The sequence below is a fragment of the Saltatorellus ferox genome (assembly GCA_007751475.1).
Taxonomy (GTDB): domain Bacteria; phylum Planctomycetota; class UBA1135; order UBA1135.
This window is the reverse complement of record CP036434.1, coordinates 5,144,555-5,158,629: the sequence shown is the minus strand read 5'-3', so window position 1 is coordinate 5,158,629 and position 14,075 is coordinate 5,144,555. Positions and strand designations below refer to the sequence as shown.

8 protein-coding genes are annotated in these 14,075 nt (G+C 65.7%); 5 read left to right on the top strand and 3 right to left on the bottom strand.

All coding sequences use genetic code 11. The features are described 5' to 3' along the window. Positions 1–23: 23 nt before the first annotated feature. From Poly30_RS18430 to Poly30_RS18420, 3 genes are all read right to left on the bottom strand, one after another. Positions 24–3,002 (bottom strand): tetratricopeptide repeat protein, encoded by a 2,979-nt coding sequence (locus tag Poly30_RS18430; protein ID WP_145200518.1) that lies wholly within the window; start codon positions 3,000–3,002, stop codon positions 24–26. 488 nt (positions 3,003–3,490) lie between these two features. After that, positions 3,491–6,163 carry a hypothetical protein gene (locus tag Poly30_RS18425; RefSeq protein ID WP_145200515.1) on the bottom strand — a complete coding sequence of 891 codons (2,673 nt, stop codon included), beginning with the start codon at positions 6,161–6,163 and terminating at the stop codon, positions 3,491–3,493. 450 nt (positions 6,164–6,613) lie between these two features. After that, the gene (locus tag Poly30_RS18420; RefSeq protein ID WP_419190362.1) at positions 6,614–7,240 is read right to left on the bottom strand and encodes a uracil-DNA glycosylase; all 627 of its coding nucleotides are present in this window, start codon (positions 7,238–7,240) and stop codon (positions 6,614–6,616) included. 437 nt (positions 7,241–7,677) lie between these two features. On the opposite strand from Poly30_RS18420, the gene Poly30_RS18415 reads away from it, so the two are divergent. From Poly30_RS18415 to Poly30_RS18395, 5 genes are all read left to right on the top strand, one after another. Next, positions 7,678–9,267 carry a tetratricopeptide repeat protein gene (locus Poly30_RS18415; protein WP_145200509.1) on the top strand — a complete coding sequence of 530 codons (1,590 nt, stop codon included), beginning with the start codon at positions 7,678–7,680 and terminating at the stop codon, positions 9,265–9,267. A gap of 168 nt (positions 9,268–9,435) precedes the next feature. After that, positions 9,436–10,806 (top strand): IS1380 family transposase, encoded by a 1,371-nt coding sequence (locus tag Poly30_RS18410; protein ID WP_145200506.1) that lies wholly within the window; start codon positions 9,436–9,438, stop codon positions 10,804–10,806. Positions 10,807–11,367: 561 nt separating this feature from the next. Beyond that, a complete protein-coding gene (locus tag Poly30_RS18405; RefSeq protein ID WP_145200503.1) occupies positions 11,368–12,678 on the top strand; it encodes a hypothetical protein in 1,311 nt (436 codons plus the stop codon). A gap of 131 nt (positions 12,679–12,809) precedes the next feature. After that, positions 12,810–12,998, top strand: a complete 189-nt coding sequence (locus Poly30_RS28690) for a small basic protein (protein ID WP_419190361.1) — start codon at positions 12,810–12,812, stop codon at positions 12,996–12,998. 170 nt (positions 12,999–13,168) lie between these two features. Then, positions 13,169–14,068, top strand: a complete 900-nt coding sequence (locus Poly30_RS18395; protein WP_145200497.1) for a 7-carboxy-7-deazaguanine synthase QueE — start codon at positions 13,169–13,171, stop codon at positions 14,066–14,068. Positions 14,069–14,075: the final 7 nt, after the last annotated feature.

Here is a 14,075-nt window from a genome sequence, read left to right as displayed (position 1 = left end):
AGAGTCGAGGAAGGAGCGCGCCATTAGTGGGTCTTCCGGTACAGCCACTTGTAGCGGGAAGAGAGGGTGCCCGACCCGAGACGGCGGCGCATTTGAGCGTCGACCTCCTCCAGGTTGCAGCCCTCGTCCACCAGCTCGAACTCCGTGCTGCCGTTCATGAACGACGTGATGTCGTCGATCAGGTTCTTCGCCGTCTCGAGCTTCTTCGCGTTGTCCTGGCCCCAGACGTAGTAGGCGTAGATCGCCGCCAGCTTCGCCTCGTACCACTCGCACGTCCACGCGGTCAGGCTGTTCTCGATCGTGTCGAGGCGGCTCGTGATGAAGTCGAACTCCTCTTCCGTACCGCCAGCACCGGGCGTCGTCTGAACGTTCGTTCCGCTGCCGACGATCGAGCCCATCATGGCCCGGCTCATCAGGATCGTCGGGGTACGCGTGCCAAGCGGAGCGTCCTCGCCGATCACGTAGGGGCTCAAAAGGTCCTTGGCTTCCGCCACGGCGCCGGTCTCGATCAAGGCTTCCGCGAGGTCAGGGATCACCTGCTTGATGACCTTGTCCTTGACCTCGTCGTCATCGAGGAAGCGCTTGACGATCTTCTCCAGGGGGCCGCGGGCGTCCTGCCAGCGGTCGATCTCGAGCCAGAGAAGGCTTTCGTTCCTCAGGTAGTTGTACGGCACTCCCGGCGTGATGCCGTTCGAGATCGACAGGGCCTTCGCCATGTCGAGGGTCGCCGCTGCGATCGCCTCTACGTCCGGCTCCGCGGCCGATTCGAGGCGCGTTCGACGGTCCTTGTACGCCTGGTAGAGGTCGAGGGCCGCGCGGCCCGTTTCGCTCGCGTCCGGCTCGTCGGCGATCATGCCCATGACGACGGCTTCGGCCTTCGCGGTCTCGCCGAGCTTCGCGTAGGCGTCGGCGAGCATCGCCTGACACTTGAGCACGATCGAGCCCACGTCGGAGTAGTCGGTGCGGAAGTCCTTGAGGCGCTTGACCACGGCCTCGTAGCCGCTCGCGTCCTCACCTTCCGACTTCTTGTACTTCGAGGCAGCGATGATCTGCTCGATCAGGCCTGCGTTGTAGATCGCCTTGCCTATCGACTGGTGACGACGGTCCTCACCGATGGGGGTGGTCGGCTCGTGCGTGGGGTTCTTCACGTACTCGTTCAAGTACGACTCGAAGTGCTCCAGCGCCTCGCGGACCTGCTTCATCTGAAGCATCGACTGGCCGATCCGCACGACAGCGGGCTCGTACATGCCGTCCTCGGGCTTGAGTTCGCGGTACTTCTGGATCGCCTCCTCGTAGTTGCCGCGCTTCAGCTCCTTCTCGCCCTGGGCGAAGATGATCTCGTCGCCCGAGCCCTCTTCTCCGTAGCGGATCACGAAGTCTTCGGACTCAGTGACGAGCCTGCTGATCGCGGGGTCGGTGGCGGAGCCAGACTCTTTCGCGAATCCTCGGATCGTGTAGTTGTACTTCTTGGCGTTGTCCGGGTTGTACTCCGGGTCCGCCCAGTTGAGGAGCGCTTCGCGGAAGGCCATCGCGGCCTCCAGATCGCGCCCCTGCGAACGCAGCGTGTTGCCGAGCTTGTTGTACGTCCGCGACGCGAATTCCGCGCGGTCGGCGGCAGCCAGCTGATCCATGCGCGCCAGGGCCGTGTAGTAGCCAGCGATGGCCGCTTCGTAGTCCTCGTTCTTGGCCTTCGACTCGGCCGCCTGGAGGAGCTGGTCGACGGGGAGCTCCACCTCGGGGCGCTCGTTGATCCGCGCGAGCAGTTCGCCCGCGTCCACGCCCGCCTGGGAGCCGGACGCATCGGTCGCGACCTGGCGGGCGAGGTCGAGCGCGAACTCGACGGCCGTCATCCGGTTGCGCTTGGAAACGTTCGCATCCTTCAGCGCTTCCTCGGTGGGGTACCAGGCAGCGTCGCCCTGGGCCGGGTTCCCGCCGATGTATCCGCCCGCCTCCAGGAAGGTCTGGGCGATCTCCAGCATCGCGTCGTAGCCGAGCACGGAGAGCTGGAAACCTTCCTTGCGGTACAGGTTGTTCATGAACAGCGCGTACTCGATGCCGACCTCCGGCTCACCGAGGGTCCGCGAGGTGCGCTGGACACCCGGGATGCCCAGTTCCACGAACGTGAAGCGCATCTGCTTGATATCGAACGGAAGGTTCTTCCAGTCGAGGCCTTCCGGGTCGTTGCGAGACTCTTCGTCCATGGGGATGACGAGGTCGATCGTGCCCTTGTAGAACTCACGAGCGGTCTCTGAATCTCCATCACCAAGGTAGACGTCGCCCATCAGCATCTGGGCACGAAGCGCCAGTGCGGTGCCCTCACCAGCGGCGAAGATAAGTTCTTCCAGCGTCTCCTTAGCCTGTTGGGTGAAAGTGACGTCGTCTTCGAGTGAGGAGGAGAGGCGCGCCTGGATATCGCCCTTCTGGAGAAGGAGCACGAGCCTCTTCGTCGCAAATTCGGGCGTCCGCTCGTCGTCCGGAAGTTCGTCGATCTCTTCGATCAAGTGGTCCGTTCGGTCGACCGCCGATGTCAGCGCCGCAATCTTGTCTTGGCGCAACGCTTCTGCCTCATCACCGGCTGCGTCCTTCAGCGCGATGTCGATGCTGCGCGCGTACGTGATGGCCAGATCGATGAGCTGCCCTTCCGCCGTCGGGCGGTTCGTCGCGTACTTGTTCTCCTCGATGTAGTCCTCGTACGCGCTGATCGCTTTGGCCAAGAGCTCGTTCCGTTTGACCGGATCGAACGTCGCCCGCGCGCCGTTCGTGAAGACCTCGCAGCGGACGAGGCTGAGTTCCTCGTTCATGCGCTCCGACAGGTCCGCCTTGCCCACGTTGTCGAGAACGTTCTGGGCCATGTCGACGAAGGCCCAGTCGCGTGCGAGTCCGCGCGCGAACTCGATCTCGGCCTCGACGGCCTTGTCGGACATCGACTGACCGAATGCCGCGCCACTGGTACTCACCAGGAGGCCGACGGTGGCCAGCAGAAGCCGTCCGGTGAACAACATCGAGCGTCCGTGGGAATGGGTGGAACGCGGCGCGGAGAGTGGTCGGTTCAAGGCGGATAAGCGCATCGGGAGGACGATAGGGGTCCGTGGACGTAGGGGCGACCTGGGGTCACCGGGCGGAGGGCCTCAGGCGGGCCCTAGCGGAATGCAGTGGGCCGGTGACGCAAGACGTTCAGCAAACTTCGTGGCGGGGGGAGCGACGAAGCGGCAAAGAGGATACGGGACAACGCTTCTCCAGGGAAACAGAGAGATGATGTCCTCCCGTCCCCCTGGTGAGAAAAGTGTCCGTGCGGCTCGCCATTCGTGTCAACGGAGCGAGCGCGCCGAAGGTTCACTAGCCCGGTTCACGCCACAGCTCAAGTCGAGTGGGGGCGGGCGGCCGACATCTCGAAAGGGAGGCTCGGTCCGGGAAGTGGCCCCAAAAAAAGGCTGCCTGCCCGGGATGATCCCGGGCAGGCAGCCCTTCATGCTGAACCGAAGGCCAGGTCTTACAGGTCGCGACCCAGCTCGGCGTCGCTCGGCGCCTGCTCGTAGGGGATCTCGATCTGCGCGTTGAGCAGGATCAGGAGCTTACGGTTGCTGATGTAGTTGCCCTTGCGCTCGAAGAGTGCGCTGATGAGCGGGATCTTGTTCAGGATCGGAACGCCCGAGCGGGTGTCCTGCTTCGTCGACTCCTTGAGGCCGCCGAGCAGCACGGTGCCGCCGTCGGGGATCGGGATCGACGTGCGGACACGCTGGATCTCGACCTCGGGGAGCTGGATCGTCACCGAGTTCTGCGTACCTAGCGTCGTCGGCTGCTCGCGGATCGGACGCTGGAGCTGCGCGATCGTCGGGCGCAGTTCCAGGGTGATGTACTGCAGGTCAGCGGAGACCACCGGGCGGACGTCGAGGATGACGCCGTCCTGGATGACCTTGATGATCGGGTCGGCGATGGACGCCGCCTGCGCGATCTGAACGTCGAAGTCCTGGACGTAGGCGACCTGGTTGAGCACGGAAACGTTGGCGCGCGCGCCGTTGTTGACCGTGACCCGCGGGGCCGTGACCGTCTCGATTCGCTCGCTCTTTTGAACGGCGCGAAGGATGAGTTCGAGCTGGAGGTCGTTCAGGAACGCCCACTGGAACGAGAGTCCACCGGAAGCCTGGAAGTTGTCCGAGCCGAGCTGTGTGTCGTAAAGGTCCTCGACGCGCGCCTTGTAGTTGCCGTCGGCACCGTCGTCGAAGAACGCGCCGATGTCGCTCGTGCGGCCGATCTCGTTGCCGAGGTCGGAGGAGCCGTCACCGAAGTCGTTGAACTCCTGGTTGTCGACGCCGAGGCCGGGCTGGCCCAGTCCGCGGAAGTCCACGCCGATGTCCTCGAGGAAGTTGTCCTCGACGCGCATGAAGCGTGCCTGGATGTCGACGAGGATGCCCGTCGACTCACGCAGGTCTTCCAGGAGAGCCACGATCTGGCGCTGAACGTCGGGGGTCTGGTTGACGACCATCTGGCCGCGCTCCGTCACCCGGATCGAGTTCGCGGGATCGTTTTCCCAGGTCGCCGTCGCCACGTTGTTGCGGATGAGTTCCTCGAGCTGGGAGATGCCGATCACGTTGGCCTCGCGTTCCTCGATGTCCTCTTCCGGAAGGGCCAGTCCCTGGGACGGCTCGACGTTGATGTCGGGTGCCGCGTAGTCCGGGATGGGGGTGACGAGGTCAGCCACCGAGTAGGTGGCGTTGACCTGGCCGCCCGTCAGCTCTTCCTGGGTGACGAAGAGAACGACGCCGTCCTCGATCTTCCAGGAGACGTCCGGAACGGTCTCGGCGATCAGGTTGAGGACGAGCATGACGCTGCCCTCGGGACGCTGAAGCTTGACGGCGGTCTCTTCCTCGTCGAGGTCCTTGACGGCGGAGCTCAGCTGGAAGTTGATGCCTGACTGCTGCTGGAGGAAGTCGGCGACGTTGGCGAGCGGAACGCCCTCACCGTCGTTGTCGAAGCGGGCCGGGACGAGGATCTGCTCGAGCTTCGCCATGACGGCGTCGCGCTCGGGGTTCGCAGCGGCCTCGAGCTGCAGCTCGGAGAGCGGGCTGCGGTCCACGACGTCTTTCCAGCGATCGATGTCGAACACGAGGGCATCCGTCTGCGGGATGTCCATGGTGCGGAGTTCGTCGAACGTGCGGAGCCACGACTCGCGGTACTCGCGGCGCAGGCGCGACGAGACCTTGGCGTGTCCCGACTCGCGGGCGATCTCGAGCATCTCGGTCGCGAAACGGTTGCCCGGGTCGCGGATGAGGATCAGCTCGGCGAACTTGGCCGACTCGGCGTACTTCTCGGCGCGGAAGGCGCGATCCGCGCGCTGGTAGTACTCGCGAAGCTTGTTCTCGAGGCGGTTGGCCTCCTCGGCCTGCAGGCGCGAAACCTGCTCTTCCGCCTCTTCACGCTCGCGCTGGAGCTTCATCGACTGCGCTTCGGTGCGCAGGTTGATGGCGGCCTCGAGTTCACCGCGGATGATCTGCTCGTCGAGCGAGTTCGTCGCGATCAGCGGGTTGAGCTTGAGGATCGTCTCCGCCTGGCGGAAGTTCTGGACCGCGGCGTCGTAGTCGCCCTGCTCCATGGCCACGCGACCGGAGTTCGCGAAGTCCTCGGCGCGCATGCGCGCCATGGCCTCGCGGACCTCGAGGCCGCCGACGTTCGAGCTGAACTGCTCGCCAGCGGTCGAGAGCGGATCGCCCTGCATCGCCAGCGCGCGGCGGAAGCCCTCCCGCGCGGTCTGGTTGGACGGGTCGAGTTCGATCGCGCTCGCGAACTGCTCGACGGCGTCCTTGATGTCGCCGCGGTTCAGGGCTTCTTCAGCGAGTTCCGCAAACTGCGTCGAGAGCGCGCGGCTCTTCTGCATGCGGATCTGCGCGAGGTTGAAGTCGTCCTGGGCACCTTGCGGTGCCGAAGCCGTGACGTTCGCGGCTAGCGCCATGCCAGCACCGCTTGCGCTCGCAGCTTCCAGGGGAGCCGTGAACAGCTCGTTGCCTGACCGCGACGCGGAGGGGGTGATGGGGGTGACGGCGCTGGCGATCGTGTCGTTCGCTGCGTGCTGCCCCGTGTTATGGGGTCCTGCGTTCTGGGGGTCGGCAGCCTGGCAGGCAACCGAGGCCGTGATAAGGAACGGCAGGAGCGTGAGACGGGTCCGCATAGTTCAGTGGAAGACGCGTAACGGTCGTCGAAAGGGGGAGTTCGTCGATGGCATGCCTCTGAAGCGCCGGGCCGAGGTCGGCGAAGCGGATTTCAGATGCGTGCGATCGCTGGGGGATGGGGGGGGAGACCGGATCAGCGGGATGACGCATCGAAAAACGTCGTCCCGGCTGACCCTGCTTGGCGGTGGCCAGGCTGGATCAAACCAATCGCGGGAGCGGAGGGTACGGTCCGCGGGGGGGAGGGTCAACGCCGGGTCTTGGGGTCCGCGCGAAGATCCGCCAGAAAAGGGGATGAGAAGGAGTTGGAAATCGCGCGGATCCGAAGCCTGGTGTGGCCCGATTCCGCGCGACGGGCGTGCTAATGGCTCCGGCTCGGACGGTTACCGACTCATCTGGAGTTCTCTGATCAAGGGGCGTTCTTGGCTCCTGCCCGGCGCGCACGGGGGGCCTCAGCCGCGTCCCGGGATCGGAATTCCCGCGGCTCCCATGGCCAGCTGGATGTCTTGCCAGGTCGATTTCTTGTCCTGGGGAGACCGGAGCAAGTAGTCCGGATGATAGGTGGCGACGACTTTTCTCGCGCCGAGCTGGTGTACCTGGCCTCGAAGGCGGCCGAGCGGGGCCTCGATCCCCAGAAGCGCGGTCGCCGCCGGCCGACCCAGGGTCACGATGACCTTCGGGTCCAGGAGTTCGATCTGGCGATCGAGCCACGCCCGGCAGGTACCGAGTTCCTCCGGTTCCGGGGGGCGGTTCGCGGGCGGCTGGCATTTCACGAGGCTCGCGACCTGGACGTCGTCGAGCTGGAGCCCCATGCCTTTCGTGATGATGCTGGCGAGAAGCTCTCCGGCCGGGCTGCGAAAGGGGTCCCCGGTGGAGTCCGTGGCGGGGTCCGGGGCTTCGTCGAGGAAGAGGACACCGCTGGAGCCGCTGCCTGCGCTGAAGAAGACGCGGTTTCGGTTTCGGGAGAGCTTGCAGGCCTGGCAGGTGCTCGCGGCCTGTCCGAGGGCCTCCAGGGAGGAGAATCCTGAGGTCTCGGGGGCGCCTGCGGGCCTTTCGGCGGCCACGGGGTGGGGAAGCACCAGGGTCTGGGGCTGGGCCTGCTCGGTCCCCGGCCTCGGGGGCCTCGGCGGCCTGGCGGCGGGCGCCCCTGGGCCGCCCGAGGGGCGCGATGTCGCGGGGGCCGGCGGTGCCTGGGTCGCGGCGGGGGGGGGAGCGGAGGGGGGAGCGGGGGCCGGTGCTGATCTCCGGGCGGGTTCGGGAGCGCTAACTGCGGCAACTCGCCTCACTCCACCCGCGCGTTGCCGCCGGAGGAGGCCTGCTAGCCCCGCCGCCAGTGAGGCGACCTCGAGGGTCTCATTCTGGGTCATCTACACACCTCGCGGGCCCGGCATTCGCTGGCCCCGATCGAGCCGGGAACCGAATCGCTTCCCGTTACTTCTGCCAGCCGCTCGGGCATCACGTCAGAATAGCCGCCCGAACTCCGCTCCAGGCGGTCTTATCGCCCCACTTCCGACCCATGCAAAAGACCTCGAACCGAAGCGTCAAGCTCTCCGCTCCCTGGCCTCTCTGGGCACTCGTCTGTCTCGGCGCGTTCTTGCCCGCGTGCGGCGGGGATTCGGAGGGAGGAGCCGGTTCGTCGTCCGGCTCGGCGATCGCCTCCTCGGCCAAGCGGAGGCTCATGGATCCCAAGGTTGTCAACGTCCGCGAGCTGATCGACAAGGGGCGCCCGGACCTGGCGCGGACGGTGCTGGCCTCCTTCGGCCCGCAGCTAGTCGCGGACCTCGGCGTGGAGGAGCCGCTCTTGCGCGCGCGCATTTCTTTTCTGGAGGGGCGCGAGGCCGAGTGGTTGGCGCTGGTGGAGGAGGCCCGCGCGATCGACCCGAAGGACCCGCGTCCCTACGCGACCTCCGTGGAAATCTACGCCGCGATGGGTCGCCTGGAGGCCGCACGGGCGGAGCTCGAGCGCGGCGCCACGGCCGTCGGTAGCGTCGTGACCCCCGAGCTCCAGCGCGCCCGGGGGATCGTCGCGATCGTGACGCCCGGCGGCGCCAAGGTGGGCCTCGGCTTCCTGGAGTCCGCCTACCGGGCGGACGAGGGCCTGCCGTTCATCGCGCGGCCCCTCGGTCAGGCGTACTACCTGATGGCCCAGGCAGCGTTCGCCGAGGACCAGGCGGATCTCGCCATGGAGCGGATGGAAACCTCGCTCCGCTTCGATCCAGAGGACATGGACGCGCGCCAGTTCTACGGCAAGCTCCTCATCGCGGTGCGCCAGGACTTCGTCGCGGGACTGGACGTTCTGGAGCAGCTCCATCGAGAGGGCCAGGCGATCGGCGTCGAGCTCGCTCGCCACCATTGGCAGGCGGGCCTGATCGCGCAGGTTCAAGGGGAGTCCGAGATCGCGCGCAAGCACTACCTTCGCGCCAAGGAACTCGGCTCGCGGGAGGTCGAAACGGGTACGGCCCGGACCTTCATGCGGGAGCAGTCGAGCCACGCGTTGGACAAGGCGGTTGCCGCGGCTCGGGTCGGTGACGAGGACGGTGTTCGCTCCGCCATCGCGGAATTTGCGGCGCTGCGCACCGATCCCCAGGACATCGCCCAGCGAGAGATCGCTCTCACCATGATCGGCGAAGCGGACAGGGCGCTCACCCAGGGGGACACCGAGGCGGCGACGGGCCTGATCGCGGCGGCGCTCCTGGCGGACCGAGGCGCGACGGGCATCGCCGAGGTCCAGTGCGCTCTCTTCCAGTCGAAAGCGATCGACGCCTTGCAGGCCGGCGAGACGGATCAGGCCCTCCGCTACGCCGTCGAGGCCACCCAGGTTCGTCCCGACAGCATCGACAGCTGGCGCATGCTGGGGGAACTCCAGTACGCGCTAGGCGACTACGCCGGAGCGGCAGCCTCTCTTCTGAAGGCAACGGCCTATGCCCGTGCCACCGACGAGCCGCTGGGCATCGAGGTGTCCCAGATGCTGGCCGAAAGTCAGCACCTCAGCCAGAATTCCATCGGCGCGGTCGCGACGCTGGAGCAAGCTCTCCGGGAGGCTCGCCCCGAAGATGCCGAGATTCGAGATGAGATCGAACGGTACCTGAGGGTGCTCAAGGACTGATCCCGGGCGGCTCCTGGCAGGGGGGGGGAGCACCGGTTTGGTTTCACGCGTTTGGCGCCCTAGCCCGGATTATTCACGAACGGCGCGTGAGCAGAGGTGAACGGCGGAGCTGAAAATGCGAGGATACGGCTGTAGAGACCAATCCACGACACTTCCAACTCCGGCCGCATGACAAATTCTACCGTACAGTCTGTTCTCTTCGAAGACCCCTTCAAGAAACCCGTCCAGGTGAGCTTCGACGGCGTGGCTCAGTCCAGCGACGCTGGGATGGTACTCCTGAAATCAGCCGACGATGTGCTGAAGCTCACCGCGAGACTTGGGGCTCACATCACTGACGAGAGGTCGCCGCTCAGGGTGAAGCACACCTACCAAGAGTGCTTCACGCAACGTGTCTTCAGCATCGCGTCTGGCTATGAGGACGGCAACGACGCCGCAAAGATGAGGCACGATCCCGCTCTGCTGCTGAGTTGCGGAAGGGATCCTCTCGACCCGGACGGGCTCGCTTCCCAAGCGACGATCTCCCGCATGGAGAACGCGGTCTCCGCGCGCGAGCTGGTCATGCAGAGTCGAGAGCTCGAAGACATCGCGGTGCGGATGCTGAAGAAGCGCGCCAGCGGCAAGAAGCGGATCGTGATCGACCTCGATCCGTCGGTTGATCCGACGCACGGTGGCCAGCAGGGGTCTTTGTTCCACGCGTTCTATCAGAACTGGTGCTACCTGCCGATGTTCGGCTTCTTGTCGGTCGAGGGAACTCCTGATCACGTGCCCGTGGTTGGTCGACTCCGACCTGGCAACTCGAAGGAGCGTCGCTGCACGATTCTCCTCATCCGACGAATCGTCGAGAAGATCCGCCGGACTTTCGGTGCCAGGCAGTCGATCTTGGTTCGCCTCGACGCGGGATTCATGTACCCGCGAATTCTTGAGGCCATGGAAGACCTCAAGGTGAGCTACGTGGTTGGAATGCCGAATAACGACAAATTGAAGGCCTGGGCGGCCAAGAAGCTCCCCGCGCTCAGGAAGCGCGCTGAGCGGACGAAAATGTCAGAGCGCTCGTTCCATGAGCAGCGGTACACGGCTAGGTCGTGGACTCGTTCACGTAGGGTGATCCTCAAGGCCGAGTCGATTCCCTACCCCGGCCGTTCAACGAAGGACAATCCGCGATGCGTCGTGACCAACCTTCGTGGCAAGCCGGAGAACGTGTACGCCCTCTACTGCCTGCGAGGCGATGCGGAGAATCGAATCAAAGAGATGAAGCGCGACCTGTGTATCGATCGCACGAGCTGCACAAGCTTCGTCGCGAACCAGCTTCGGGTGCTGATGACCACCGCCGCGTTCATGCTGCATGTCGAGCTTCGATGGCGCCTGCGTCGCTCGAATCTGAGACTCGCGCAGGTTTCCACGCTCATCACGAAGCTGATCAAAGTGAGCGCTGTCGTGACGCGGTCGGTTCGGCGCTGCGTCTTTCAGCTTCCAGCGCAGTTCCCATTCGCGCGTGAATGGCATACGGCCGCCATCGCACTTGGTGCCAGCAGCACCTGACGCAGCGTCGGACGCAAATTGACCTGCAACGCAGGTGGTCGCCTTGGGAGAGGTCTGCCCACATCGCTTGATCTCGATCAAAAAATGGGCGCGATCAACCTGAATCGGAGGTCGAGCCGCCCGTTAGCCGACAATCGGCGTCGGTCTTGCCTGATCTGGACCCTGCCGCCGCGTCTTCCACTCACTTGGGCGCGATTGAAGCCCAGACCGCTCCACTCGTGAATAGTCCAGGCTAGGAGTCTGCGCCACAGAATGCGGTTTCGCGAGTGCCGTCAGGATTTGCGCTCGCAAGGCGCGCCGGACCCCCATGGTTTGATGCCATTGGGGTTTGGCGCAACGCCGCGAGCGTGGATCCTGGCGGTGCTCGCGGAATCGCATTCTGTGGCGCAGACTCCTAGCGGACGCGAAGGCCGCGAGGGGCGTCGGTGGTGGGAAAGGTGAAGAGTTCGTCAGTCAACTCAGCCTTGAACCAGGCCATCCCAGGACGTACTGTCCAGCGGCGGTCTCAGCGTGAGAGCGCTGCCGTCCGACTGACTCGGCCCCCACCCTGGGCCCCACGCCATGGCTCGTCGCAAGGTCACCATGCTCGAAGCATTTCAGCGCTCGGCTCGCGAGTCGGCTGAACGTGCAGCGGCGGAGCGTCGGCGCGTCATCGCGGACCGCGAGAAGGAGATTCGGCGCGCGGAGACCGCGAAGGCGGCCCATGAGCTGGGGCATCGACTCTCGCAGCGCGCCAACGACAGCATGGGGTCGCTGCTCGCCGGGATCCGGGGGCACGCCGTGGATGCGGTGGTGGACGACCCCTCGAAGGTCGACGGCGCGGGCGAAGGTCCTGCGATGCCCGGGGAATCCGCTGCCCAGGCCCCCGCGACCGACATTCATCGGGTCCCGCCACTCTTGCTGAATCCCCTGGCGGAATCCCTCTCGGATTCGACGGTCGATGGGGAAGCGGTGGGCGACCCTGTCGCCGGTGCGGTCCCTCGCCCTCCCACGCGGAGCGGGCCAGCGCTGCCGGCCTTCGACCGCGCCACGCATGGGGACCTCACCCAGGTCGCCACCGGGCCGCGGGCCGGGACTCTTCCCGCTGGTTCTCCTTCCGAGGGGGCGGCGACCGCTGGCGAGGAGGCTGACGAGGCACTCGAGGAAGATCCATTCGGCGACGCCAGCCAGGAAGAAGTCGAACAGGCCATCGCCTCCCTTCAGGACGAGGTGTTCGAACTCCCCATGGGAGCCAGGATGTTTGCGCTGCTCAGCGCGGCCGTCGTCGCCGTCGTGTTCATGATGGGGTACACCGTCGGTCACCAGAGTCGCTCCGCCGGCAGTCCCGCCTCCGCGGCTGGCGCCGAGCGCGGCTCTCGCGCCACCTCGCTGAGCGGGCTCGATGGGGGGCCTGCCTCCGCCATGGTCCTCCAGCCGCCTGGACAGCTCTCGTCCGAAACCGAGACGTCGACGGAGGTCGGGCTCGCCTACGGCGGCCGGAATGGGCAGAGTCGCTCCGAAATGCCCTCGCGCGACAGCCAGGATTCCAAGGGCTCGGGCGCTTCCTCGGCGACCCCCGCGTTCACCATGACGCCCGAGGACGAGACCTTCCACAGCCCGGCGATGAGGTTTTCGATCCTCGCCATCACGTACACGCGGACCCAGGCCCACGCCCAGCTGGCGATGGAGACCTACGATTACCTCTACGAAGAGGGCTTTCCCGTGATCCATCCCATCGAGAAGGACAGTCGGATCTACCTGCTCGTGGGAGCCGCCAGGACCCAGGCTGAACTGATGCAATTGCGCACCGAAATCCGAGAGCTTCGCAGCGCCCGGAGCGGCGCCCAGGAGTTCCGTAGCGCCATGCTGGTCAACATCGACTCCTATCGCTGATCCGGCCCATGGGGCACCCGGACCCCGATTCCGGCGACTTTTCGACCATTTCGGCCCTCGGATGTGGCGCTCGGCGCCCCGAGGGCCTATTTTCTTCGCCCCCAGCTCGACCCGCTGGGCCCCCAAATACCATGTCGATCCATCCCAGCCTCCGTGGCATCAACACGCTCGTCGGTGAGCGTAGTGTCTTCACGCGCAAAGAACGTCTCCTCAAGCTGATGGAGGACGGACGCGTTTCCAAAGACGATTCGGTCTACGGCCTTCCGAAGGTTCGTACGAAGTTCAAGCTCAAGGCCAAGAAGGGCAAGAAGAAGGACTGATTCGGCATTGCGGATGACGCTCATCCGCTCGTCTGGCCTTCCGCCCATTTGGCCTTCAGCTGGTCGTGTCTTCGTTGGGCCTGTCTTCATTGGGCCTGGCCTCGCCGTCATGGGGGCCTCGGTCCCCCTGAGGCCAGCGATTTCGGGCCGAGCGCCCCTCTCCGGGTGCCATGCCACAGACTCCCTCACGTATCGTCGCGCCGGTCGTCGAGGTCTTTGCTTCCTTCCAGGGCGAAGGCAGCTTCGTAGGAGAGGCGCAGGTCTTCCTGCGGCTGGCGGGCTGCCCCCTCCGATGCCTCTGGTGCGACACGCCCGGTTCGTGGGCCATGCGTCCCGACAAGGCTGCGCGCATCCAGCGCGACGGTGAACCGGTCCAGCGCGAGGACCGCGTGGCCTCTCCTTTCCAGGCTGCGCTCTGGATTGCCGCCGTCGAGCCAGGGGAGCCGCGCACCGTCAGCATCACCGGCGGCGAACCGCTCATGTGGCCCGATTTCATCCGGGCGCTGCGTCCGATGCTCGGGAACCGCCGCATGCACCTGGAGACGGCCGGTGCCCACCCGGAGTCGCTCGCGCGGGTTCTCGACGTGATCGATCACGTCAGCCTCGATCTCAAGCTGCCGTCGGACATGGCGGAGCCGGTCGAGCTAGAGCGCGTCGTGCTGACCCCCCGGGAGGGTGAAGCGGCCGACGCTGACCGTCCTGAAGAGGCCGAAGAGGCCGAAGACCCCGAAGAGGCCGACGTGCTGGCTCCTACCACCGAGACGGCGCCCCGAACACGAGAGGACTGGGCCATGGCCCGCCGTCGCTGCCTCGACCTGATTCAGGACCACGATGCGTGTGTGAAGGTGGTCGTTAGCGGCGGGAAGCCTCCGCGAGAGTATGATGAACTCTTCGAGGACGTGGCCCGGCGAGCGCCGAACTGCCCCGTCTTCATTGCTCCCGCGACGCCGATCGGCGGCGTGCGTGCCCCTGAATTCCAGGACCTCGTTACGGTCGTGGAGAACGCGCGGGACCTTGGACTGGACGTTCGCGTTCTGCCCCAGGTGCACCGCATGCTCGGGATCGCCTGAAGATCCC